24 protein-coding genes are annotated in these 24,362 nt (G+C 68.8%); 8 read left to right on the top strand and 16 right to left on the bottom strand.

What is annotated here, in order from left to right:
* The first annotated feature begins 121 nt into the window (after nt 1–121).
* The 4 genes from addB to ACODSC_RS10835 all read left to right on the top strand — a co-directional run bounded on the left by addB (nt 122) and on the right by ACODSC_RS10835 (nt 7,591).
* Nucleotides 122–3,226, top strand: a complete 3,105-nt coding sequence (gene addB / locus ACODSC_RS10850; protein ID WP_488813915.1) for a double-strand break repair protein AddB — start codon at nt 122–124, stop codon at nt 3,224–3,226.
* On the top strand, nt 3,223–6,723 hold the full coding sequence (addA, locus tag ACODSC_RS10845; RefSeq protein WP_488813914.1) for a double-strand break repair helicase AddA: 3,501 nt from the start codon (nt 3,223–3,225) through the stop codon (nt 6,721–6,723). Before addB ends, addA begins: the two co-directional genes overlap by 4 nt.
* Nucleotides 6,724–6,983: 260 nt before the next feature.
* A complete protein-coding gene (trxA, locus tag ACODSC_RS10840) occupies nt 6,984–7,319 on the top strand; it encodes a thioredoxin (protein ID WP_135193854.1) in 336 nt (111 codons plus the stop codon).
* 74 nt (nt 7,320–7,393) lie between these two features.
* A complete protein-coding gene (locus ACODSC_RS10835; RefSeq protein ID WP_488813913.1) occupies nt 7,394–7,591 on the top strand; it encodes a hypothetical protein in 198 nt (65 codons plus the stop codon).
* A gap of 142 nt (nt 7,592–7,733) precedes the next feature.
* On the opposite strand, the gene ACODSC_RS10830 is transcribed toward ACODSC_RS10835, so the two are convergent.
* Nucleotides 7,734–9,020, bottom strand: a complete 1,287-nt coding sequence (locus ACODSC_RS10830; protein WP_488813912.1) for a bifunctional folylpolyglutamate synthase/dihydrofolate synthase — start codon at nt 9,018–9,020, stop codon at nt 7,734–7,736.
* A 36-nt stretch (nt 9,021–9,056) separates the two neighbouring features.
* Between ACODSC_RS10830 and ACODSC_RS10825 the strand changes: the two genes are divergently transcribed.
* Complete coding sequence (locus ACODSC_RS10825; RefSeq protein ID WP_488813911.1) at nt 9,057–9,500, top strand: DoxX family protein; 444 nt, start codon at nt 9,057–9,059, stop codon at nt 9,498–9,500.
* Here the strand turns inward: ACODSC_RS10825 and accD are convergent.
* The 12 genes from accD to ACODSC_RS10765 all read right to left on the bottom strand — a co-directional run bounded on the left by accD (nt 9,455) and on the right by ACODSC_RS10765 (nt 18,309).
* The gene (gene accD / locus ACODSC_RS10820; RefSeq protein ID WP_488813910.1) at nt 9,455–10,345 is read right to left on the bottom strand and encodes an acetyl-CoA carboxylase, carboxyltransferase subunit beta; all 891 of its coding nucleotides are present in this window, start codon (nt 10,343–10,345) and stop codon (nt 9,455–9,457) included. The two genes, ACODSC_RS10825 and accD, sit on opposite strands and share 46 nt — an antisense overlap.
* A 10-nt stretch (nt 10,346–10,355) precedes the next feature.
* On the bottom strand, nt 10,356–11,198 hold the full coding sequence (gene trpA / locus ACODSC_RS10815) for a tryptophan synthase subunit alpha (RefSeq protein WP_488813909.1): 843 nt from the start codon (nt 11,196–11,198) through the stop codon (nt 10,356–10,358).
* Nucleotides 11,195–11,659: a hypothetical protein gene (locus ACODSC_RS10810; protein ID WP_488813908.1), complete on the bottom strand. Its 465-nt coding sequence runs from the start codon at nt 11,657–11,659 to the stop codon at nt 11,195–11,197. Before ACODSC_RS10810 ends, trpA begins: the two co-directional genes overlap by 4 nt.
* Nucleotides 11,656–12,858, bottom strand: coding sequence for a tryptophan synthase subunit beta (gene trpB / locus ACODSC_RS10805; RefSeq protein ID WP_488814062.1), 1,203 nt, complete (start codon nt 12,856–12,858; stop codon nt 11,656–11,658). Before trpB ends, ACODSC_RS10810 begins: the two co-directional genes overlap by 4 nt.
* A gap of 77 nt (nt 12,859–12,935) precedes the next feature.
* A complete protein-coding gene (locus tag ACODSC_RS10800) occupies nt 12,936–13,577 on the bottom strand; it encodes a phosphoribosylanthranilate isomerase (protein ID WP_488813907.1) in 642 nt (213 codons plus the stop codon).
* Entirely contained in the window at nt 13,574–13,987 is a 414-nt protein-coding gene (locus ACODSC_RS10795) for a type II toxin-antitoxin system VapC family toxin (RefSeq protein ID WP_488813906.1), read from the bottom strand. Before ACODSC_RS10795 ends, ACODSC_RS10800 begins: the two co-directional genes overlap by 4 nt.
* Nucleotides 13,984–14,247 carry a type II toxin-antitoxin system Phd/YefM family antitoxin gene (locus tag ACODSC_RS10790; protein ID WP_488813905.1) on the bottom strand — a complete coding sequence of 88 codons (264 nt, stop codon included), beginning with the start codon at nt 14,245–14,247 and terminating at the stop codon, nt 13,984–13,986. The genes ACODSC_RS10795 and ACODSC_RS10790 overlap by 4 nt, the downstream gene beginning before the upstream one ends.
* Nucleotides 14,248–14,265: 18 nt before the next feature.
* Nucleotides 14,266–15,015, bottom strand: a complete 750-nt coding sequence (locus tag ACODSC_RS10785; protein ID WP_488813904.1) for a pseudouridine synthase — start codon at nt 15,013–15,015, stop codon at nt 14,266–14,268.
* A gap of 160 nt (nt 15,016–15,175) precedes the next feature.
* Complete coding sequence (locus ACODSC_RS10780; protein WP_488813903.1) at nt 15,176–16,087, bottom strand: class I SAM-dependent methyltransferase; 912 nt, start codon at nt 16,085–16,087, stop codon at nt 15,176–15,178.
* 230 nt (nt 16,088–16,317) lie between these two features.
* On the bottom strand, nt 16,318–17,118 hold the full coding sequence (locus ACODSC_RS10775; RefSeq protein ID WP_488813902.1) for an undecaprenyl-diphosphate phosphatase: 801 nt from the start codon (nt 17,116–17,118) through the stop codon (nt 16,318–16,320).
* Nucleotides 17,119–17,143: 25 nt separating this feature from the next.
* Nucleotides 17,144–17,386: a hypothetical protein gene (locus ACODSC_RS10770; RefSeq protein WP_488813901.1), complete on the bottom strand. Its 243-nt coding sequence runs from the start codon at nt 17,384–17,386 to the stop codon at nt 17,144–17,146.
* 80 nt (nt 17,387–17,466) lie between these two features.
* Nucleotides 17,467–18,309 (bottom strand): citrate synthase family protein, encoded by an 843-nt coding sequence (locus tag ACODSC_RS10765; RefSeq protein ID WP_488813900.1) that lies wholly within the window; start codon nt 18,307–18,309, stop codon nt 17,467–17,469.
* Nucleotides 18,310–18,452: 143 nt separating this feature from the next.
* Between ACODSC_RS10765 and ACODSC_RS10760 the strand changes: the two genes are divergently transcribed.
* Both ACODSC_RS10760 and fzlA read left to right on the top strand, forming a co-directional pair.
* On the top strand, nt 18,453–19,466 hold the full coding sequence (locus tag ACODSC_RS10760) for a cation diffusion facilitator family transporter (protein WP_488813899.1): 1,014 nt from the start codon (nt 18,453–18,455) through the stop codon (nt 19,464–19,466).
* A gap of 61 nt (nt 19,467–19,527) precedes the next feature.
* Nucleotides 19,528–20,214 (top strand): FtsZ-binding protein FzlA, encoded by a 687-nt coding sequence (fzlA, locus tag ACODSC_RS10755; protein WP_488813898.1) that lies wholly within the window; start codon nt 19,528–19,530, stop codon nt 20,212–20,214.
* A gap of 13 nt (nt 20,215–20,227) precedes the next feature.
* On the opposite strand, the gene ACODSC_RS10750 is transcribed toward fzlA, so the two are convergent.
* On the bottom strand, nt 20,228–20,944 hold the full coding sequence (locus tag ACODSC_RS10750; protein WP_488813897.1) for a hypothetical protein: 717 nt from the start codon (nt 20,942–20,944) through the stop codon (nt 20,228–20,230).
* A 226-nt stretch (nt 20,945–21,170) separates the two neighbouring features.
* On the opposite strand from ACODSC_RS10750, the gene queG reads away from it, so the two are divergent.
* Nucleotides 21,171–22,298, top strand: coding sequence for a tRNA epoxyqueuosine(34) reductase QueG (gene queG, locus ACODSC_RS10745; protein ID WP_488813896.1), 1,128 nt, complete (start codon nt 21,171–21,173; stop codon nt 22,296–22,298).
* Between the two features lie 325 nt (nt 22,299–22,623).
* On the opposite strand, the gene bamJ is transcribed toward queG, so the two are convergent.
* Nucleotides 22,624–23,139 carry a BamJ family beta-barrel-assembly machinery protein gene (gene bamJ / locus ACODSC_RS10740; RefSeq protein WP_488813895.1) on the bottom strand — a complete coding sequence of 172 codons (516 nt, stop codon included), beginning with the start codon at nt 23,137–23,139 and terminating at the stop codon, nt 22,624–22,626.
* Nucleotides 23,120–24,322 carry a threonine ammonia-lyase gene (locus ACODSC_RS10735; RefSeq protein WP_488813894.1) on the bottom strand — a complete coding sequence of 401 codons (1,203 nt, stop codon included), beginning with the start codon at nt 24,320–24,322 and terminating at the stop codon, nt 23,120–23,122. The genes bamJ and ACODSC_RS10735 overlap by 20 nt, the downstream gene beginning before the upstream one ends.
* Nucleotides 24,323–24,362: the final 40 nt, after the last annotated feature.

The following is a 24,362-nucleotide window of genomic DNA, read 5'->3' as shown; positions in this document are numbered from 1 at the left end:
CGTCATCCTCGGGCTTGTCCCGAGGATCCAGACTCACGGTGTCGATCGTGGCCCACCGGCCTCGACGGTGTCTCTGGATCCTAGGCACAAGGCCTAGGATGACGGATTGTGAGAGCAGGGCATGACGGTGAACGCCCCCATGTCCTTCAACCCCTTCTCAGCGTCCAGCCCGCGCTGGTACGCCATCCCCGCGCACCGGCCCTTCCTCGAAGACCTGGCCGCCGGCGTCCTCGCCTGGCTGGGCGATCTTCCGCCCGAGACCCTGTCCGACGCCACCATCCTTCTGCCCAATCGCCGCGCCGCCCGCGCCTTCACCGGCGCCCTGTCGAAACTCTCGCAGGGCCGCCCCATCCTGCTGCCCCAGGTCCGCCCGCTGGGCGATCTGGAGGAGGACGAGCCGCCCTTCACACCCGGCGCCCTGGGCCTCGACCTCCCGCCCGCCATCCCCGCCCTGACCCGCCGGTTCGAGATGGCGCGGATGATCGTCGAACAGTTCGACAGCGACCTGACCCCGATGCGCGCGCTAGATTTAGCCGACGCCCTGGGCGGCTTCCTCGATTCCTGTCAGCTGGAAGAGGTCCCCAACCCCGAGCGGATCGCCACCTTGGTCGACGGCGAGATGGCCGAACACTGGGAGCGGTCAGCCGAGTTCCTGGGCCTCGCCGTCACCGCCTGGCCCAAACGCCTCGCCGAACTGGGCCTGGTCGATCCCGCCTGGCGTCGCGCGACCCTGCTGCGCCGCCTCGCCGAACTGTGGGACGCCCACCCCCCGACCCAGGCCGTCATCGCCGCCGGCTCGACCGGCACCGTCCCCGCCGCCGCCGACGTCCTGGGCGCCGTCGCCCGCGCGCCGCTGGGCTGCGTCGTCCTGCCCGGTCTGGATCTCGACCTGGACGACCGGGTCTGGGACCAGATCGACGCGGAGAACGAACAGCATCCCCAGCGCGCGCTCAAACGCCTGCTGGAACGTCACGACATCGACCGCCACGCCGTGCGTCCCTGGTTCCGTCCCGCCGTCGAAGCCCGCGTCGAACAGCGCGGCCTGGCGCGTCAACGCCTGCTGAACGAGGCCCTGCGTCCCGCCGACGCCACCGGCGACTGGCGCGCCGAAATCGGCCATATCCGCGCCCGCGCCGCCGAGGCCGGGCGGGCCGCCGACCCGATCGCCGAGGGACTGGAGGGCCTGTCGGTCCTGACCCTGCGCCACGACGAGGAGACCGCCGCCGCCATCGCCCTGATGATGCGCGAGACGCTGGAAACGCCCGGTCAGACCTGCGCCCTCGTCACCCCGGATCAGGGCCTGGGTCGTCGCGTCGCCGCCCGGCTGGAGCGGTGGGGGATCACCGCCGACGCCTCGGCCGGTCAGCCTTTGAACCGGATGCCGGCGGGCGTTCTGGTCGAACTGTGCGTGCGCTGGATGGCGACGCCGACCGACCCCCAGGTGCTGCTCGGCTTGCTGAAACACCCGCTTGTCAGGGTCGATCTGGGCGAGATCGACGCCGAGCGCGCCATCGTCGCCTTCGAAAGCCTGGCCCTGCGCGGCCCGCGCCTGAGCAGTTTCGATCGATTGCGCAAGAAGCTGGAAAAGGCCGCCGGTCCCGACCGCGACGGCCAGCCCCCGTCCGAGAGCAAGCTGAACCGCATCGCCCTGGCCCGCGCCCTGTCGGACCATCTGGAAGGCCTGGTCACGTCCGCCCGTGCATCGTTCACGCCCGATGCGCCGCTGGACGCCGCCGCCCGCGCCCTGACCCTGCTGATCGAGGCGCTGGCGGGCCAGAACGCCTGGGGCGGGCCGGACGGGGAATGCGCCGCCGGATTGTTGTCCGACCTGATCGCCGGCGGGGCCTCGCTGGGCGCCGTGACGCCCGAGGATCTGGTCGAGCTGGTCCAGGGCCTGTTGGCCGACGCCGTGGTTCGCACCGGCGGGGCGACCCATCCGTCCCTGCGCATCCTCGGCGCCATCGAGGCGCGTCTGGTGCGGGCCGACCGCATGATCCTGGCCGGACTGGAGGAAGGCGTCTGGCCCCAGGGCGCGCCCATCGACCCCTTCCTGTCGCGCCCGATGCGCAAGACCCTGGGCCTGCCCCCGCCCGAGCGCCGCATCGGCCAGAGCGCCCAGGATTTCGTCCAGGCCGCCTGCGCCGACGAAGCCATACTGATCCACACCGAACGGCGCGGCGGCCAGCCGGCCCTGCGCTCGCGCTGGCTGTGGCGGCTGGACATGCTGACCCGCGGGGCGAACACCGAGGAGACGCCGGTCGCCGTCGCCGCCCCCCTTCATGTCGCCGCCTGGACCCGCGCCCTGGACGCCCCCGCGCGCGCCACGCCCGACTACGCCCGCCGTCCCGCGCCGACCCCGCCGGTCGAGCGGCGTCCGCGCGAACTGCCCGTCACCGGGGTCGAACGCTGGGTGCGCGACCCCTACGCCGTCTACGCCCAACGCATCCTGGGTCTGCGGGTGCTGGACCGGCCCGGCGCCTCGGCCGAGGCGATGGCGCGCGGCAATGCGGTCCATGACGCCATCGAACAGATCGTGCGCGTCTGGCCCGACGTCCTGCCCGAGGACTGCGCCGACCAGATCGCGGACTTCATCGTCGACGCCATGATCGAGGCCGGGTTCGAGGATTCGGCGCTCGCCCGCGAACGCCCCCTGGCCAGGAACTGCGCCCGCTGGCTGGAGCGGTTCGAGCGTGATCGCCGGGCGCGCGGCGCCACCCTGCTGATCGAACAGTCGGGCCGGATCGCCTTTTCCGCCCCCGGCGGTCCCTTCGTCCTGACCGCCCGCGCCGACCGGATCGAACTGGACGCGGACGGCGCGGCTGTCCTCGACTTCAAGACCGGCCAGACGCCCAGCCAGAGACAGGTCGTCCAGGGTTTCGCCCCCCAGCTGACACTGACCGCCGCCATCCTGGCCGAGGGCGGCTTCCCCGCCCCGCCGACCGAGGCGACCGAACTCCTCTATGTGAAGGTCACCGGCCGCCGCGATCCCGGCAAGGTCGAGGACGTCTCGCGCCAGGGCCGGGGCAACACCCAGACCGCCGCCCAACTGGCCCACCGCGAACTGGACCGGCTGAAGCTGGGCGTCGCCGCCTTCGATGACGAGGCCACGCCCTACACCTCATGGGTCGCGCCGCAGTTCATGGGCAACTTCGGCGGCAACTACGACCACCTGGCGCGCGTCTGGGAATGGCACGTCGTCGGCGGCGAGGACGAGGCGCCCGAATGACCGAGCTTTCACCCGTAGATATGGCCCGGGCCCATCAGGCCACCGCCGCCGATCCCGCCCTGTCGGTCTTCGTCACCGCCAACGCCGGTTCGGGCAAGACCACCACCCTGGTCAGCCGCGTGGCCCGCCTGCTGCTGAAGCGCGTCCGGCCCGGCGAGATCCTGTGCGTCACCTACACCAAGGCGGCGGCGGCCGAGATGCAGGCCCGGCTGTTCGAACGGCTGGGCGAATGGGCCGTCGCCGACGACCGGGCGCTGGCCAAGCAGCTGGCCGAGCTGGACGGGCGTGATCCGGCGGCCCTGACCGGCGACGAGCTGTCGGACGCCCGAATCTTGTTCGCCCGCGCGCTGGAGACGCCGGGCGGTCTGAAGATCCAGACCATCCACGCCTTCTGCGAAAAACTGCTGCGCCGTTTCCCGCTGGAGGCCGGCGTCGCGCCCGGCTTTACGGTGCTGGAGGATCAGGCCGCCCTGAACCTGTCGCACGCCGCGCGCGAGGATCTGGCCCGCTACGCCCTGAACGACGGCGACGGTCCGGTTGGCCGCGCCTATGCTCATTTCGCCGTGGAACTGGCCTGGGACGCGTTTCATTCGCTGCTCGATACGGTGGAGGCCAAGCGCGAGCCCCTGCTGGACTATCTGGCCCGCATCGACGCCGGGACCGCGCCGGATCCGCACGCCCTGGTCGGCGTCAGCCGCGACGAAACGCCGGATCAGATCGAGGCCGACTTCATGGCCTGGCTGAACCCCGCCGACTGGCTGGCCGCCGCCGAAGGTTTCGCCATGGGCGGTATCAACGACAATAAGATCGCCGGTCTGATGCGCGAGGCCGTCCCGCCTGCCGCGACGCTTGCGGCCATGACGCCGATCTTCATCGATTCCAAGGGCCAGCCACGCGACAAGTTCGGCACGTCCAAGGCCCCGCCCGGCGCCGCGACCTATCTCGCCAACGTGTCGTTGAAATACCTCTCGACCCTGGACCGGGTGCGCGCCGCCCGCGTGGCGGACGAGACGGAAAAGGTCCTGACGCTGGCCCGCGTCCACGCCGCCCTCTACGAGACCGCCAAACGGGCGCAAGGCGCGCTGGACTTCACCGACCTGGTCGGGCGCACGGTCGAACTGCTGACCAAACGCGCCACCGCCGTCTGGGTGCTGTACAAGCTGGACGGTGGCATCGAGCACGTCCTCATCGACGAGGCCCAGGACACGGCGCCGGATCAATGGGACATCGTCCGCGCCCTGACGGAGCCCTTCTTCGCGGGATCGGGCGCCGAGCGCCGCGACGCCGCCATTCCCCGCACCGTCTTCGCCGTCGGCGACGAGAAACAGTCGATCTACTCCTTCCAGGGCGCCCGGCCGGAGCGGTTGCGTCAGGAGGCCCGGACCTATGACGCCCTGGTGCGCGAGGCCGGGGCCGACTTCCGCGAAGTGCCGCTGGACACCTCCTTCCGCTCGACGGAAGAGGTGCTGACCTTCGTGGACGCCGCCTTCGCCGGGCCGGAACGGACCCGCGCCCTGGTCGGCGAGACCGGCGACATCGCTGTCCACCGTCCCGCCCGCCTGGGCCAGTACGGCTCGGTCGATCTGTGGCCCCTGTTCGAGGACCCCGCCGCCCCCGACCGCGAGGCCTGGAACGCCCCGGTGGACAAGGAGGGCGAACATAACGCGCGCAAGAAGCTGGCCCTGGCCCTGGCGCGCGACATCAAGCGTCAGGTCGCCGACGCCGTCGCCATCCACGATCCAAAGAACCGCGGCGCGATGCGCCCCGTCCGCTACGGCGACTTCCTGGTGCTGGTCCGCCGTCGCGACGCCACCTTCGAGGAGATCATCCGCGCCCTGAAGACGGAAGGGCTGCCCGTCGCCGGCGCCGACCGGCTGAAGCTGAAGGCGCACATCGTCTTCGACGACCTGATGGCCCTGGCCCGGTTCGCCCTCTTCCCCGACGACGACCTGTCGCTGGCCGAAATCCTGCGCAGCCCCTTCTGCGACGTCGCCGACTTCGGTCCCGCCGACGCCCTCTATCCGCTGGCGGACAAGGTCAGCCGCGACGGTCGCGGCCTGTGGCGCGAGTTGCAACGCCGCGCCCATGAACATCCCGCCTGGACCGCCGCGCGTGATCTGATGCACGCCCTGATCGCCGCGCGCGACCGCGATCCGTTCAGCTTCTTCTCCACCGCCCTGACCCGCGTCGGCCCCGACGGCCGGTCGGGCCGCGCCCGCATCCTGGACCGGCTGGGCCGCGAGGCCGAGGAGGCCATCGACGAGACCCTGGCCCAGGTTCTGGCGGCCGAGGAGCGCGGCGGGCGTGATCTGGAGACCTGTCTTCACCTGCTGGAACAGGCCGACGTGGTCGTGAAGCGCGAGATGGAGGGCGCGCGCGACGAGGTCCGTGTCATGACCGTCCACGGCTCCAAGGGGCTGGAGGCGCCCATCGTCATCCTTCCCGACACGACCGGCAAGGCGAAGCCGCAGGGGCCGACCCTGATGCCCGCCGCCCTGCCGGACGGAACCGAAGCCTGGCTGATGTGCCCGTCCAGCGCCAAGTCCGACTGCATCGCCTCCGCCGACGTGCGCCAGGCGCGGGTCGAGCGCACCGACGCCGAATCCCTGCGCCTGCTCTATGTCGCCCTGACCCGCGCGCGGGATCGGCTTGTCGTCATGGGTCGAAAGACCCGGTCGCCCAAGGAAGGCTTCGAGGCCGGCAGCTGGTGGGACGTGATCGCCGGAACCTTCGAGCGCCTGGCCCAGGACCGGCCCGACGCGGTGCAGATGCTGGACGACGGCCGCTTGCGCTTCGGCGTCGATCCGGAGGTCGTGCCGCGCCAGGCCCTCGCCGCCCCGACCGCGACCGCCCTGCCCGCCTGGGCGAGCGCCCGCCCCCTTGCCGACGCCGCCGCCCGCTTCGCTTCGCCGTCGCGGATGGAGGGCGGCGCGATCCGCATTCCCGCCCCCTCGCCCCTGGCCCGCAGCGCGGCGGGCGGGGCGTCGCTGGGCCGGTTCCGGCGCGGCGACCTGATCCACCGGCTGCTGGAACGCCTGCCTGAGATCGCGCACGCCGAGCGCTCCGACGCCGCCCGACGTCTGCTGGCGCGCGAGACCGATCTGGACGAGGCCCAGCGCGCCGAGATGATCGCCGCCGCCTTCTCGGTGCTGGACGACGCCCGCTTCGCCCCCGTTTTCGGCCTGGGCTCGCGCGCCGAGGTCGCCCTCACCGGGTCCGCACCCGGCCTGCCGCCCGGCGTCGCCATCAACGGCCGCATCGACCGGCTGGTGGTCACGCCCGAACGGGTTCTGGTCGTCGACTACAAGACCAACCGCCCCGCCCCCGACGCCATCGAAGCCGTGGACGCCGCCTATGTGCTTCAGGCCGCCGTCTATGTCGCGGTGCTGAAACGCCTCTATCCCGACCGCCCGGTCGAGGCCGCCCTGGTCTGGACTGACGGCCCGAAACTGATGCCGATCCCGCAGGCGATGCTGGACGCAGCGCTGGCGCCTTAACCCCCGTCATCCTCGGGCTTGACCCGAGGATCGAGCATTGATCGGCCTGTGCGTCGCCGTCTTCGCACGGGCGGCGGAACATCCGATCCTCGGGTCGAGCCCGAGGATGACGGACGGAGAGAGGGTGTGACGGCAGGAGTTGAATTGCCCGCGATTCGCTCCCACATCTGCATCCGAACCCGGACGCTCCGGCCAACATCAACATGCGCTCAAGCAGCGAGGCCCCGCGGGCCAAGCGCTAGCGCCCAAGGAGCCATTTCATGGCGACAGTGAAAGTCACCGACGAAAGCTTCGACGCCGACGTCCTGAAATCGTCCACCCCCGTGCTGGTGGATTTCTGGGCCGAATGGTGCGGCCCCTGCAAACAGATCGGCCCGGCGCTGGAACAGATCGCCGACGAACTGGGCGGCAAGGTCACCGTCGCCAAGATCAACATCGACGACAGCCCCATGACCCCGTCCAAGCTGGGCGTGAAGGGCATCCCGACCCTGATGCTGTTCAAGGACGGCCAGATGACCTCGATGAAGGTCGGCGCAATGCCCAAGGGCAAGATCGTCGAATGGCTGGCCGAGGCTGGCGTCAAGGCCGACGCCTGATCCTTTCGACCGCTATGAAGATCGAACGCCCGCCGGTCCCGACCGGCGGGCGTTTTTCATGCTAGGATGCCGCCATGAGCGACGACGACACCCCCATCCCCGCCCCGGTTTCCGACGAGGAGATTCCCGGCGAGACCCCCGTCCAGCGCGCCCTGCGCCTGAAGAACGCGGCGCTCGACGGCCGACCCAAGGCCCCGCGCGGCGGCCGGTTCCAGCGCGAACAGAACGCCCGCATCGCCGCCGGCAAGTCGCGCCCCTGGATGAGCAAGTAAAGCTCTCCCTCCCCTTTATGGGGAGGGACGATCGCGCAGCGATCAGGGTGGGGCCCGTAAGGGCGTGAGCGAGATCCTGACTGCCCCACCCCGGCTGCGCTTTCGCTTCGCCGCCCCTCCCCATGAAGGGGAGGGAGATCTGTCAGTCCGGCCAGGTCTCTCGACTGGCCCCCAGCACCTCGCCCGCCAGATACAGCGACCCGCAGATCGCCACGCGGCCGGCCCCCAGCCTCAACGCCAGCTCCAACGCCTCGCCGACCGACCCGGCCGGCGTCGCCGCCAACCCATGCCCGCGCGCCACGGCCGCCAAGGCCGCCGGATCGGCCGCCGCCCCGTCGAAGCCGACCGTGAACACCGTCGCCTGGCTGTCCTTCAGGGCGGCGAAGAACCCGCCCGCATCCTTGTTCGACAGCATTCCGCAAATCAGGGCCAGGGGACGCGGCGCCCGCGCTTGACGCTCGGCCAGAAAGGCCGCCAGCGCTCGCGCCGCATGGGGATTGTGCCCCCCGTCCAGCCACAGTTCGGCGTCCGCCGCCTTGGCCGCCTCGCCGTAGGGTCCGGCCGCAATCCGCTGCAGCCGCGCAGGCCAGCGCACGCTCTTCAGCCCCTGCGCGATCGCCGCCTCGGGCAGGTCCAGCTCGACCGCCGCCGCCACGGCCAGGGCCGCATTGTCGATCTGGTGCGCCCCCGCCAGGGCCGGCGCCGGCAGGTCCATGAACAGTTCGGCCGTCTGGAACGCCAGGCCGCCCCGCTCGGCCCAGGCGTCGAAATCCACCCCCAGCACCGTCAGCCGCGCATGCACATCGACGGCCCGCCGCTCGATCGCCGCCATCGCCTCTTCCTTCTGGCGCGCGATCACGGCCGGCGCCCCCGCCTTCAGCACCCCCGCCTTTTCCGAGGCGATCCCCGCCAGGTCCGTGCCCAGGAACTCCGCATGATCATAATCGACCGGGGCGATCACGCTCAGCAGCGGCCGTTCGATCACATTGGTCGCGTCCAGCACCCCGCCCAGGCCCACCTCGATGATAGCCAGATCGGCCGGCGTCTCGGCCATGGCCAGGAAGGCGGCGGCGGTGGTGCTTTCGAACACCGTCGCCTCGCTGTTCGTCTGCGCCATCACGGCCTCGATCCGGTCCAGGATGGCGTTCAGCGCCTCGTCCTCGATCAGCTTGCCCGCCAGCCGAATCCGCTCGTTGAACCGCACGAGATGGGGCGAGGTATAGGTATGCACCTTCAGACCCGCCGCCTCGGCTATGGCGCGGATCAAGGCGACGGTAGAGCCCTTGCCGTTGGTGCCCGCCACATGGATCACCGGCGGCAGCCGATGCTGCGGATCGCCCAGGGAGGCGCACAGCACGCGCATCCGATCCAGCGACAGGTCGATCCGCTGGGGGTGGCGCGCACGTAGACGTTCGGAGACGGGATCCATCCGCCTCCTTTAACCCCTGATTTCGAGAACCGCGACATGACTTCCAGGCCGCACATCAGAACGGCGGCCCGCATCGTCCTGGCGACCGTCTTCCTGGGCGCCGGGGTGCTGCATCTGATGGTTCCCGGCGCCTTCGTGCGGATCACGCCGCACTGGGTGTCGGACCCCGCCCTGGTCGTCGCACTGACGGGGATAGCCGAGCTGCTCGGCGCGGCGGGGCTGATGATCCCGCGCCTGCGTGTCGTCGCCGGCTGGGCCCTGGCCCTGTATTGCGTCTGCGTCTATCCGGCCAACATCCAGCACGCCGTCAGCGGCCTGACGTCAGGCACGGGCCTGGGCTGGGCCTATCACGGCCCGCGCCTGCTGCTTCAGCCGGTCATCGTCTGGTGGTGCCTGTGGGCCTCGACCGCGATCGACTGGCCCTTCAGGACGCGTCAGGCGGCGGCGCGCGTGCCGCCCATCAGCATGGAGAGGATCTGACCCAGGGTGCGCGGCAGGTCGGCGCGGGTCACGACCCGGTCCACCATGCCCTTTTCCTGCAGATATTCGGCGCGCTGGAACCCCGGCGGCAGCTTCTCGCGGATGGTGGCCTCGATCACGCGCGGACCGGCGAACCCGATCAGCGCGCCCGGTTCCGCCAGATGCACGTCGCCCAGCATGGCGTAGGAAGCGGTCACCCCGCCCGTCGTCGGGTCCGTCAGGACCACGGCATAGGGCAGTTTCGCATCCTTCAGCTCTTCGATGGCCAGGGTGGTGCGCGCCATCTGCATCAGCGACAGGGCGCCTTCCTGCATCCGCGCGCCGCCGGCGGCGGTGAAACAGATCATCGGAACCTTGCGCGACACCGCCTCGCGCGCGGCCTTGATGAAGGCCTCGCCCGCCGCCATCCCCAGCGACCCGCCCATGAAGGTGAAGTCCTGAACGATCACGACCGCGTCCTGACCGCCAACCACGCCATATCCGATGGCCATCGTGTCCTTGCGGCCCGACGCCTTGCGCGCCGCGCTCAGACGATCCTTGTAGGACTTGCCGTCCGAGAATTTCAGCGGATCTTCCGGCACGTCCGGCGTGTCGATGGACTGGAACACGCCGCCGTCGAAGGTGGCCTTCAGGCGCGTGGGCGCGTCGATCCGCATGTGACGGCCCGACGGCGTCACCCACAGCGACGCCTCCAGATCCGAGCGATACAACATCTCGCCCGTATCGGGATCCTTGACCCACAGATTGTCGGGGGTGTCACGGCGCGAGACGATCTTGCGGACGCCGGGCGCGAAACGGCTCAGCCAGCCGCCGCGCTTTTCCTGAGGTTTGTTCTTGTCGACCATGGGCGGGCTCTTAGACGGTTTCCACGGCGGAAGCACTACTGACGACCGATCGAACCGCGTCGCCCAGGGCCTTGACCCGGGCCAGAACGCGCGGCGCGGCGGGCTCATTGGCCTCCAGCGCGGCCGCCACCTCGTCCACCAGGGCCGAACCGACCACCACCGCGTCGGCCACCCGCGCGATCTCAGCCGCCCGTTCCGGCGTCTTGACCCCGAAGCCGACCGCGACCGGCAGGCCCGAGGCCTTGCGCACCCGCTCCACCGCCGGCGCCACCACCTCGGCGTTCGCCTCCTTGACCCCCGTCACGCCCGCGACCGCGACATAATAGACGAAGCCTGAGGTGCCCTGGACCACGATCTTCAGACGGTCGTCGTCCGAGGTCGGCGTCGCCAGTCGGATCAGCGAGATCGAGACCTTGTCCAGCGCTTGGATCAGCGGCCCGGCCTCTTCCGGCGGGCAGTCCACCACGATCAGCCCGTCGATGCCGCAGTCGGCCGCATAGGCGGCGAAGGCGTCATAGCCCAGGCTCTCGATCGGGTTCAGATAGCCCATCAACACGATCGGCGTGGCGTCGTCGCCTTTGCGGAATTCCTTGGCCAGATCCATGGTCGAGCGCAGCCCGAACCCGGCCTTGAGCCCCCGGATCGCCGCCCGCTGGATCGGCGGCCCCTCGGCCATCGGATCCGAAAACGGAAAGCCCAGTTCGATGATGTCGGCCCCCGCGGCGGGCAGGCCAGTCAGGATCGCCAACGCCTCCTCGCGCGATGGATCGCCCCCCATCACATAGGGAATGAAGGCCGCACGGCCCTCGGCCTTCAGCGCGGCGAAACGAGCGTCGATACGGGCGGTGGTCATTGCGGCGCGGCTTCCCCAGCAGGCTTTTCGGCGGCGGCGTCCTGGGCGCACACGTCGCCGGGCACCACGGCGAAGCCCAGATAGCCGGGCAGTTCGGCCACGGCGGTCTTGGTGGTGTCGTAGAAGGCGACCATCTGCATGCCGTCACAGCCGCCGGCCTCGCGCCGCTTGACCAGGACGACGCGATTGTCATCCCCGCCCGCCGCCAGCCAGCCCTTGGTCTCCAGATCGGCGATATAGGCGTCAGCCAAGGCCCCGACCGCGCCGAGCGGCGCCGTGACGCACCAGGCGCGACCGGCCAGATTGTTCAGGGCCCCGCAGTCGGGCGACAGCTCGGCCCCCGGCAGCAGGCCAACATCGGCCGGCTGAACCTGCGCGGGCGGCGTCGGCATCGGTGTCTGCGCCTGAACGGCGGTCGAAAGGCTCAGCGCGGCGGTCGCCGCCAGAAGGCTACGGATCACAGTTCCACTCCCAGATGTTTGGCAACCTGGAAGATGTCCTTGTCGCCACGGCCCGACATCAGCAGGACGACATCCCCGCCCTTGCCGACTTCGCGCGCCACTTCGCCCGTGCGCGCCAGCGCATGGGCTGGTTCCAGCGCCGGGATGATGCCTTCCAGCTTCGAACACAGCTGGAACGCCTCCAGCGCCTCGTTGTCGGTCGCCGACCGATATTCGGCCCGGCCGATATCATGCAGCCAGGCGTGCTCGGGCCCGATGCCCGGATAATCCAGCCCGGCCGAGATCGAATGCCCCTCGACGATGTTTCCGTCCTCGTCCTGCAACAGATAGGTCCGGTTGCCGTGCAGCACGCCCGACCGCCCGCCCTTCAGCGAGGCCGCATGGTCCGGCGTATCCAGGCCGTGGCCCGCCGCCTCGACGCCGATCAGGCGCACAGCCTCGTCCTCGATGAAGGGGTGGAAGGCGCCGATGGCGTTCGATCCGCCGCCGATACAGGCCACGACGGCCTCGGGCAACTTGCCCATCTGCGCCATCGACTGGGTCTTGATCTCCTTGCCGATCACCGACTGGAAGTCGCGCACCATGGCCGGATAGGGGTGCGGACCCGCCGCCGTGCCGATGATGTAATAGGTGTCCGAGACGTTCGTGACCCAGTCCCGCATCGCCTCGTTCATCGCGTCCTTCAGGGTCGCGGCGCCGGCCGTGACCGAGAAGACTTCCGAGCCCAGCAGACGCATGCGGAACACGTTCGGCTGCTGCCGCTCCACATCCACCGCGCCCATATAGACGGTGCAGGGCAAACCAAAGCGCGCCGAAACGGTCGCCGACGCCACGCCGTGCTGACCCGCGCCGGTCTCGGCGATGATCCGGGTCTTGCCCATGCGACGGGCCAGCAGGATCTGGCCCATGCAGTTGTTGATCTTGTGCGCGCCCGTGTGGTTCAGGTCCTCGCGCTTCAGCCAGATGTTGGCCCCGCCGAAATGTTCGGTCAGCCGCTCAGCGAAATACAGCGGGCTTTCGCGCCCGACATAGTGGGTCAGGAAACCGTCCAGCTCGGCCTGGAAGCCGGGGTCCGCCTTGGCCACCTTGTAGGCCGCGTCCAGCTCGTGGATCAGCGGCATCAGGGTCTCGGCCACGAACTGCCCGCCATAGGGACCGAACCGGCCCTGCGCATCCGGCCAGGCGTAGGCGTTGGACAACGGCTGGCCAGAGGTCGGAGCTTGGATGGGGGTTTGGGCGTTCACGAGTCCAACTTTCACGCAGGGAGGCGTCGTAATTACGTCCGGCGCGCGTTTTGGATGAAGGCCGCGATCCGGTCGGCGTCCTTAACACCCGGCGCGCTTTCCACGCCAGAGGACACATCGACCATGGGCGCCCCGGTGATCCTCAGCGCCTCGGCCACATTGTCGGGGGTCAGCCCGCCCGCCAGGAACCAGTCGTGGCGGAACGCCCGGTCCGCCAGCAGGGTCCAGTCGAAACTATGCCCCACCCCGCCGGGCAGCACAGACCCCTCCGGCGGCTTGGCGTCGAACATCAGATGATCTGCGTGATAATCCCACTCGTCGGCGGCGACGAAGTCATCCCCATGCCGGATCGGCAGGGCCTTGATCACCCCCGCCCCCGTCAGCGCCCGCACCTGTTCCGCCCGCACGGGCGTCTCCGATCCATGCAACTGAATGAAGTCGGGCCTCAACACCCGCGCGATCTCGTCCAGCAGCGCGTCGTCGGGATCGACCGTCACCGCCACAATCTTCGCCCGCCCCCGCGCCCGCTCGAACAGGCCGGCCCCCGCCTCGGGCGCCAGATGCCGGGGGCTTTTCGGAAACACCACCGCCCCCACGAAATCCGCGCCGCCGTCCAGCGCAGCGTCCAGGGTGTCCGGCGTGGTCAGGCCGCAGATCTTGATCTTGGTCGTCATGGCACAATCACCTGCAGGCCGATGTCGGTCGCGACCTTGGCCATGTCCTCGTCCAGTGTCGCCAGGCTGCAGCCATGCCTCGCCGCCAGCGCGAGATGAAGCGCATCAGGCGCCCGCAATCTCACGTCGTTCCTGACCAAACGGCGTGCTTCCACCATGTCGGCGTCAACGACCGAAAGGACGACTCTGCCCATCAACCATTGGTCCAACTGTAGTTCGAACTCGCGCCGATCCCTATCGAGCAAGTTGCGCATACGGGTCCTCACCGCCAAGGCCGACGAGAACTCCGTCAGGGTCCAACTGCTCATGACGAAGGCATCGACACCCGCGATCCAGGCCGACGCCCGCTCCGTGTGCTTGTCGGTCTGAAACAGGGACATCAGAACGCTGGTGTCCAGATAGACGGTCAAATCTCTTCGTCCCGCATCCGTCGCAAGAGGGTGACGGAGTCCATCGACGCTTCCGACTTGATCCGCACCCGTTTCAGCCACTCCATGTCCATCGGCCCTGACGTCGGCTCAACCTCCTGCGCCGGCTCCAGTCGCGCCACGGGCACGCCGCGCCGCGTGATGGTCACGGCCTCGCCCGCCAGCATGCGATCCAGCAGCTTGGGCAGGTTGTTCTTGGCTTCGGCGACGGAGTAGCTGGACATGGCCATCAAGATAGCCATCTGCCGCCAAAAGTCCAATCAACCCCCGGTCGGTTCCACAAAGATCGACGCGATCTCATCCGGCGTCAGCAACCGCCACTGTCCGGGTGCCAGATCGGCCGACAGGACCAGCCCGCCCATCCGCTCGCGGTGCAGGGTTTCGACGTGGTTTCCGGCGGCGGCGAACATGCGCCGCACCTGGTGATAGCGCCCCTCCGTCACCGTCAGCAGGGCCTCGGTCGGGGACACCACCTCCAGCACGGCGGGCGCCAGCGGCTTGTCCTCGCCCTCCAGCACCAGTTCCCCGGCGGCGAACAGTTCGCCTTCCGTCCCCGCCAGCGGCCGCGCCAGCCCGGCGCGATAGACCTTGGTCACATGGCGCTTGGGCGAAATCACCCGGTGCAGCAGGTCGCCGTCGTCGGTCAGCAGCAGCAGGCCCGTCGTCTGCTTGTCCAGCCGCCCGATGGTCGAAATGGCCGGATCGCGCGCCCGCCATCGTCCCGGCAGGATGTCATAGACCAGCGCGCCCTCTTCCTTGTGCGAACAGGTCATGCCCAGCGGCTTGTTCAGCATGATCACCAGCCCCTGCACGGGGTCCAGCGGCTCGCCGTCGATCTCCATCCGCGTCGGCAGGTCGCGCGTCACCGGGATGCGTTTGGACACATCCGTCAGATCCGCCCCGTCCAGCACGATCCCGCCCGCCTTGGCCATCCGCGCCATCTCGGCCCGCGAGCCATAGCCCATCGAGCCCAGCAGACGGTCGACGCGGGATGTGGGGGTCTTGCTCATGCGGTCACGCCCACATCCGTCATCCACCCCAAACCCGTCATCCTAGGGCTTGTCCCTAGGATCCAGACTCCCGGTGCGTCGGCAGACAACGCTCCCCTCGAACACCGGGAGTCTGGATCCTCGCCACAAGGGCGAGGATGACGGCTCAGAGAAGAGCGCGTCACTTCACCGCCTCGAACAGCTTGTACCCGCCCGCTTCCGCCACCAGCCGCACCCGCTTGAACGCCGCGTTCAACTCGGCCTCATACGGCAGGTGCCGGTTGGCGACGACCCAGGCGACGCCGCCCTTCTTCAACAGCTCGGCCGCCTTCCTGATGAAGGCCTGGCCCAGCCGCCGGTCCTCGGCCCCGCCGTCGTGGAAGGGCGGATTACTGACCACGAAATCCTTGTCGCCCTTGGCCTCCAGGGTGCGGGCGTCCGACCACCAGACCTTGGCCCGTTCGTCCGTGACGTTCTCGCGCGCGGCGCGGATGGCCCGGCGGTCCAGATCGACCAGCTTGAGCTTGGTCACCGCCGGCGAACGCAGCGCCACGATCGACAGGGCGCCATAGCCGCAACCCAGATCGACGCCCTCGCCCTTCATCGGCGGCAGGTGTTCGGCCAGCAGCGCTGAGCCCGCATCGATCCGGTCCCAGGCGAAAATCCCCGGTTGAGACCAGGCTTCCAGCCCCGGCACGAACTGCGGTCCGCCCGCCGCGATGGCGGCGCCGATGGCCGCGTCCAGCCCCTCGGCCGTCTCAGGCTTGAAGACGATGCAGCGGCGATGGTGGGCCTTGGCCGTCTCGGCGACCTCGACGCCGAACGCCTTCAGCTCCTTGCCCAGGCGCGATCCGCCCTTGTCCTTGGGCGCCATGACGTCCAGCCGCCCGCCGACCTTCAGCGCCCTCAGCGCCAGGGCCAGCACATAGCGCCTCTCCAGCACGCCGGGCGGGGCGTAGATCATCACCGTATCGGCCGAACCGGGGGCCTGCGCCTCCAGCGCGGCGGAATCCGGGATCAGGGGCGAGATCTGGGTGGCATCGCCAGGCGGATCGAAAACGACAGGCGGACGGCCATAGAGAAGCGTGGTCATGCCCCGCCCTTAGAGGGTGAAGGCGAAAATCGCCAGCCGCCGGGCTTCAAGCCCTCAGACGCTACACACCTCAACCCGTCATCCTAGGCCTTGTGCCTAGGATCCAGACTCCCGGTGTGTCCGGGTCTTCGGATCGAACTCCACGACAGACGCTCGTGTCTCTGGATCCTAGGCACAAGGCCTAGGATGACGGCGGGAAGGAGGTTGCATCACCCGAAACCGTGTGGCTGTCAGAACCCCATCTGCAGCAGCGCCAGCCCCACCACCCCGACCACGATCCGCCACCAGGCGAACGGGCCGAAGCCGTGGCGGGACACGAAGTCCAGCAGGAAACGCACCACCACCAGCGCCGTCAGGAAGGCCACCAGGAAGCCGACGGCGATCAGCCCGACATCGCTGAAATCCAGCGTCTTGTGGTTCTTGAACAGATCATAGGCCACCGCCGCCCCCATGGTGGGCAGGGCCAGAAAGAAGCTGAACTCGGCCGCCGACCGCTTGTCGGTCTTCAGCAGCAGGCCGCCTGCGATGGTCGCCCCGGATCGCGACACGCCGGGGATCATGGCCAGGCACTGGGCCAGGCCGATCAGGAAATAGACCCGCATCGGATACTGGTTGGCGTCCAGCCACTGGGGCCGCTTGTCCATCCGGTCCAGCAGCAACAGGATCACCCCGCCCACGATCAGGGCCACGCACACCACCTGCGGCGTCTCGAACAGCACCGTCTTGATGAAGTCATAGGCGAAGAAGCCGATCACGGCCGCAGGCGCGAAGGCGACCAGCAGGCCGATCAGGAACCGCCGCGCCTCGGGATCGAAGGGCCAGCGCGTCGCCAGGGTCCACAGCCGCCGGAAATAGACGCTGACGATGGCCAGAAGGGCGCCCAGCTGGATCACGATCTCGAACGTCTTGCCCGAACTCTGGAAGCCCATGAAATGGCCCAGCAGCAGCAGATGCCCCGTCGAGGAGACGGGAATGAACTCGGTCAGCCCCTCGACCAGACCCAGGATGATCGCCGCCAGCCAGTCAGACATCAGAACCCCGAGGTGAAGGCCGGGATCACTGCGCGCCCGGCTGAGGCCCCACATAGCGCAAGCGCGCCCGAATAGGCGAGCCGTCCGTGGCCTGATCCACAGCATGGGCCAACAGGCCGACCAGCCGCCCCAGCATCGTCAGGTCCGCCGCCCCCGTCGGCCCCAGGTCCAGCCGGCGCGCGATCAGCGCCAGGGCCAGGGAAAGATCGGCCGGCTGACGCCCCGCCGCCTCGCCCTCGGTCCTGACCGCCGCCAGATCAGCGGGCATGTCCGCCGCATCCAGCAGGGCGACCGCGCGCGGATCGACGCGGGCGATGTCGCCGCCGCCGAACCCCGGCGCCGAACCCTTCAGCCCGATCCAGCGTCGCGCCGCGCCCGCCGGATCGCGCCGCCCCTCGCCTCGCCCACATAGGCGACGACCTCGTCGATCTCGGCCAAAGTCGCGCCGCCCAGCGTCGTCAGCCCCGCCAGCGCCGCCCCCGCCAGCGGCGCCCCGCCGCCCGCTGCGGCCCGCACGGCCAGCACCGCGTCGTCCAGCCCGGCGTCCGCGCCCAGGACGATGGCCCGGCGCAGCAGGTGCGCGTCGCGATCGACCACCTTGAACCCGCGCGCCAGCCGCTGGTGGAAATACAGACGCGGCCCCGGCCCCGACACGCTGTCCACCACCTCGTTCAGCAACGAAGCGGCCTCGCGTTTCAGGCTGTCGGGATCGTGGGCGCGGATCGAGCGGTCCTCGACGGCGCGACGGCCCAGCACCGACAATATCCGCCGCCGGGTCGAACCGCCGACGATGGGGTCGATGCGGGGCTTCAGCGCCGCAAACGGATCCTCCTCGCCGGCGTCCCACAGCACCCGCGCCGTCGCCTCCACCGTCGCCTGGTCGGACAGGGCCACCGCATCCTGGCCGCGATAGAACAGCCGTCCGTCGGCGATCACCGAGACCGAGGACTGGATCACCGCCTCGCCACGGGCCGCCGCGCCCACGGCGGGCTTTCGCACGCCTTCGTCTGGATCGGCGTCGCCGCACAGCCGCGCCACGTCGGCGGCGGCGTACAGGCTGCGGCGGATGTCCTGCGGATCGGGGCGGGCGGCGACGCGCCCCCGGCTGACATAGGCGTACAGGGTCTGGCTCTTGACGCCCAGGCGCGACAAGGCCTCGTTTCGTGCGATCCAGCGTTCGTCAGCGCCCATGCCGTCCCCGCGACCGATGCCTGCCCAATGATCCGCAACCGACATAGCGTCGTTTTGTGTCCCTAACCCTAACGTCACAGGGAATTGTCTCAAATCGGCTCGCCGGTTGGCATTCGGCCACGATTGCGCGAGAAGAGGCGCGAATGACGACGCCCCCGACATCGCCCGCGCCTTCCCCTGCGCCTCTCGACGACGCCCATCTGGCCACGCGCCGCATCACGCGCCTGTCGGTCGGGGTGGCCATCGTGCTGATCGCGATGAAGGCCTTCGCGCTCGGCGCCTCCGGCTCGGTCTCCATCCTGGCGACCCTGACGGATTCAGTGCTCGACCTGGTCGCGTCTCTGGCCACCTTCTTCGCCGTGCGCTGGGCCGCGGCCCCGCCGGACGACGATCACCGCTACGGCCACGGCAAGGGCGAGGCCCTGGCCGCCCTGGTCCAGGCCGGGCTGGTCTTCGCCTCGGCCGTCTTCATCGGCTGGGAGGGGGTGCAGCGCATCTTCGACCCCCGTCCCGTCGCCTCCGGCTGGTGGGCGACCGGGGTGGTGATCGCCGCCATCGTCATCACCGCCTGGCTGGTGTGGATGCAGACCCAGGCGCTGAAGAAGACCGGGTCCATGGCCGTCGCCGGCGACCGCGCCCACTATGCGGCGGATCTGGCGGCCAATCTGGTCGTGCTGATCGGGGTGATCTCGGGCGCCTTCCTGGGCGCGCCGGGACTGGATGCGGCGGCCGGCATCGTCGTCGCCGTCTGGCTGTTCTGGGGCGCGACCGGCATGCTGAAGGCCGCCGCCGACCACCTGCTGGACCGCGCCGTGCCCGAGGCCGACCGCGCCGCCGTCACCCAGGCCGTCCTGGCCGATCCCCAGGTCTTCGGCGTGCATCAGTTGCGCACCCGCATGGCCGGCCAGGTGATGATGATCCAGATGCACGTCGACCTGGACGCCCACCAGACCCTGGACGCGGCCCACGCCATCGTCGTCGCGGCCGAGAACCGGGTGCTGGCCCTCTTCCCCACGGCCGACATCCTGATCCACGCCGACCCGCGCGGCCGCACCCGTCCGCAGACGGACGTTCCCGCCGTCGCGACGCCCGCGCCGGCCGAAACCAAAGCTGTCGAAACACCAACCGGACCCGCGCCAAAGGGCCCCTGGTCCTGACCTTGCGTCCAATTTCAATGCGGTAAACGCGCATTAACGGGTCGGGGCGCATCAACCCCTGATGGCCGACCCTTGCGTTCTCTTCCACTTCGCCTTCCAGCCCGCCTCGCGCGCCGCGCGCCTGGCTCTGGGCGAGGCGCGGATCGAATGGACCGACACCCCGGTCCGTCCGTGGGAGGCCGACTGCCCGGTCAACGACTTCAATCCGTCGGGTCTTCCGCCGGTGATCCAGACGATGGATCGCGGCCGCCCCCTGGTCCTGTGCGAACTGCCCGCCATCCTGGGGTGGATCGAGGATCAGCAGAAGGGGCCGCTGCTGCTGCCCGCCGACCTCGCCGAACGCGCCGAGGCGCGCCGCCTGACCGGCTGGTTCGAGCGCCGCTTCATGGACGAGGTCGACGCCGTCCTGCTGCACGAGCGGATGGAGAAACCCCTGCTCAAGCTCGGCCCGCCCGAGGCCCGCGCTCTGCGCGACGGCCGCGACGCCCTGAAATCCCACCTCGCCATGCTGGAGGACCTGGTCGCCGCCCGCGACTGGCTGGCCGGCCGCCGCCTCAGCCAGGCCGACCTGATCGCCGCCGCCCACCTGTCGGTGCTGGACTATTTCGGCGAGATCCAGTGGAAGACCTGGCCCGGTCTGAAGACCTGGTACTCCAAGCTTAAATCCCGCCCCTGCTTCCGTCCCCTGCTGGCGGATCGCTTTGTCGGCGTGCCGCCGTCGGCCTGGTATGCGGATCTGGATTTCTGATCAGACCTTACGATCAGAATGATCTTTCGATGCTCTTATAGGCTTTCGGATCAAACCGGTCATGGTAGTCATGTTTGAAAGCTTGCTCCACGCCTACAAGCCGTTCTTTGGAAGGCTCAACTAGCCGACTACTGATGTTGAAATGAGGATATGCACCCTTGATATCAGGGTGAAGCGTGGCTGCAACTGTAACATCAGACGATGAAACATAACGCCCTGACCATTTTTCAATGATATGCTTGATTGGTCTCGTGGTTTTTGGAACACCCTTAGTAATCACTTGAGCGTCAAGCCATTCATAGGCCATAACAATACAATCATCGCTCTCATGATAGCGATCATCTGATCGATAAGATGCTGCCTCTTTACCTCTAGCAATATCGTTCGCTGTCAGACGGCCGCGAGATTTCCGTAGTTGCCTAAGGCAATCTTGATGTCGTCGATCATCCCATGCTTCACCGTCGATCATACCCGACTCTGCAATTGCGCGTTGCACGATATCACTGAGGGTATCGAGCTGATCAGCCAATGAAGCGACGACAGAAGCGTCTACCTCTTTATCCGGGTAGGCCTCAGATGCGGCGTGATTGAGATTCAGGTCATGCCAATTGCGGTATCCACAGGAGCGCGCAATGGCCTCCTGCACACTCGACAACTTGTGCAAAGACGAAGATGACAAAAGACGTGCAGCAGCCTTAGGCCGCGACAAGTTAGCAAAATGAAGGCGCATTGATCCAATCCAGCGGTGCGTTATTAAGACGTGTCCACAAGGCCTGCCAGCACCTGGAAAGGTCAGTTGCTAGATAAATGATATCCTGCTTTGGGCTTCGCCATTGTGGACAGCTGGGCTGGATGACCCACTTAAGGGTCGCCAATTCTTAGGGACTTAGCAAGCGCGTGGATCGCGCGCCGGTCTCACAAGATCGCGATCATCATTGTGTGCTATCCCCCGCCCCGTGTCCGACCGCCTGAAAACCTTCATCCGCCAGCGCGCGGCCGAGCTCGGCTTCGAAGTCTGCCGGTTCGCCTCGGCGGCCGACGCCTGGCCGGCGGGCGAGCGGCTGCGGCGTTTCGTGGACGAAGGCCGGCATGGCGACATGGAATGGATGGAAACGACGCTGGATCGCCGCCAGCACCCCACCGCCATGTGGGACGAGGCGAAGACCGCCATCGTCCTGGGCATGAACTACGGGCCTGAGCAGAACCCGCTGGATCAGCTGGCCGACCGCGCGTCCGGCTACATCTCGGTCTATGCGCGCGGCGACGACTATCACGAGGTCATCAAGGGCCGGCTGAAACAGCTGGCGGGCCAGATCGCGGCTCGCAACGGCGCCGATATCAAGGTCTTCGTCGACACCGCCCCCCTGATGGAGAAACCCCTGGCCCAGCGCGCCGGCCTGGGCTGGCAGGGCAAACACACCAATCTGCTCAGCCGCACCCACGGCAACTGGCTGTTCCTGGGCACGATCCTGACCGCCGCCGAGATCGAACCGGACGCGGCCGAGACTGAACACTGCGGCCGCTGCACCGCCTGTCTCGACGCCTGTCCGACCAAGGCCTTTCCCGCCCCGTTCCAGCTCGACGCCCGGCGCTGCCTGTCCTACCTGACCATCGAGTTCGCCGGTCCCTGGCCAATCGAGTTCCGCACCCTGACCGGATCGCGCATCTATGGCTGCGACGACTGTCTGGCGGTCTGTCCGTGGAACAAGTTCGCGCAGGAAGCCCGCGAAATCCGGCTGGCGCCCCGCCCGGCCTTTGAAAGCCCGCGCCTGCATGACCTGCTGGCGCTGGACGACGCCGCCTTCCGCGCCCTGTTCACCAAGAGCCCGGTCAAGCGGATCGGCCGAGACCGCTTCCTGCGGAACGTCCTCTACGCCGTCGGCAACGCGGGCGACCCGACCCTGATCCCCCCGACGCAGGCCCTGCTGGGCGACCCCTCGCCCCTGGTGCGCGGCGCCGCCGTCTGGGCCCTGTCGCGGCTGATGCCGGAGCCGGCGTTCGCGGCGCTGTCCGCCGCGACGACCGAGACCGACCCCCAGGTCCTGTCCGAATGGCGCGGCCCCGAGACGCCACATCGCGCATGATGTCGCTGACGAAACTCCACGATTTCAAGGCCCTGGCCTTCGAGGTGGCCGTTCGTCCTAACGCCGTCCCGCAATAGGTTATACTGCGCCCGGGTCTTTGACATCGCCATCGGACTTCAATTCGTCAGCGAAGAAAGTGCACGAAAGTGCACTCTAAAAAAATGTGCGCACGTCTCCTCCCCATGAAATGGGGAGGGGGACCACGAAGTGGTGGAGGGGCTCTCGACGCCCCACAGGCGCCTGAGATGCGGCTCAGAACCCCTCCGTCACGTCGCCAAGCGGCGCCGCGCCACCTCCCCGCTTCGCAGGGAGGAGACGGCAGCCGTCACCCCATCGCCGTGCCTGTGCCCGATCCACCGCCCGGCACCTTGGCCACGTCCAGCAGTTTCAGCCGGAAGATCAGCACCGAATTCGCCGGGATCTTGGGGCTGCTGCGCTCGCCATAGCCCAGCTCGGGCGGCACATAGAGCAGCCATTCGTCGCCTACGCGCATCTTCTGCAACGCCTCGGTCCAGCCCTTGACCACCTCCTCGGGCGTGAACACCGCCGGCGCGCCGCGCGCGAACGAGCTGTCGAACACGCTGTTGTCGACCAGCTTGCCCTCGTAATCGACCTTGACCAGGTCGTTGCGGTCCGGGCTGACGCCGCTCGCCGGCCCCGCCTGCACCACCTTGTATTGCAGGCCGCTGGGCAGGGTCACGACTCCCTCGGCCTTGGCGTTCTCGGCCATGAAGGCGACCGCCTCGGCCTTGCCCGCGTTCGGATCGACCGGCTCGGCCTGGCCGCAGCCCGCCAGCAGCACCGCGCTCAACAGTACCGCCTTACCCCATCCGAAGTTCATAGCCGCGTTCCTTCAAGGCCTCGCCGATCTCGTCAGCGTGGGCGCTATCGCGCGTTTCGACCATGATGTCGAACTCGGCGCCCTTGGCCGGCACATCCAGCGCCAGACGGTTGTGGACCACGTCGATGATGTTGCCGCCCAGTCCCCCGATCACCGCCGCCATGGCCGACAGCATGCCCGGCCGGTCATCGCCCAGGATCCGGTAAACCAGCAACCTCCGTTCACGGACCATCTCGCGGTTCAGCACCACGGCCAGCATCCGCGCATCGATATTGCCACCGCACAGCTCCAGCCCGACCTTCATCCCCTTGAACCGCTCGGGATAGGCCAGCAGGGCCGCCAGACCGCCGGCGCCCGCGCCCTCGGAAACCGTCTTCTCATAGGTGACGTAGTGGGCCACGGCCCGTTCGAAGTCCGCCTCCTCGCAGACGAAGACCTCGTCCACCAACGGGTCGGCCAGGGCGAACGGGATGTCGCCCACCGCCTTGATGGCGATGCCCTCGGCGATGGTCTGGCCGGTGCAGACCGGCGGCTTGCCCGCCCGCCGCGCGGTGAAGGACGGATAGCGCGCCGCCTCGACCCCGAACACCTTGATGTCCGGCTTCATCGCCTTGGCCGCGATGGCGCAGCCGGCGATCAGCCCGCCCCCGCCGATGGGGATCAGCAGCGCCTCGATGTCCGGCGCATCCTCCAGGAACTCGATGGCGCAGACCCCCTGGCCCGCCACGATGCCCGCGTCATCGAAGGCCGAGACGAAGACATAGCCCTTCTCGACCTCCAGCCGCTGGGCCGCCTCGGTCGAGCCGGTGAAGTCCAGCCCCTCGATCACCACCGTCGCCCCATGCGACCGGGTGCCGTTGATCTTGGCGAAGGGCGTGCCCTCCGGCATCACGATGGTCACCGGCACCCCCAACCGACCGCCGTGATAGGCCAGGGCCTGGGCGTGGTTGCCGGCGCTGGCCGCCACCACCCCGCGCTTGCGCTCCTCGGGGCTCAGCATCAGCAGCCGGTTCAGGGCGCCGCGCTCCTTGAAGCTGCCGGTGAATTGCAGGTTGTCGAACTTGACCCAGACCTCGGCCCCGGTCAGCTGCGACAGCTTCCTGGAATAGCGGGTCGGGGTGTGGTCGACCTGGCCTGCGATCCGGGCGCGGGCGGCTTGGATGTCGGCGAAGGTGACGGTCATGCGGGCGTTTCCGAGCTGTCGCGCCTCGACGAATGGGCGC

It is taken from the genome of Brevundimonas sp. FG128 (genome assembly GCF_057809775.1).
The sequence above is the reverse complement of the archived record's forward strand: the minus strand, read 5'-3'. Positions and strand labels throughout refer to the sequence as shown.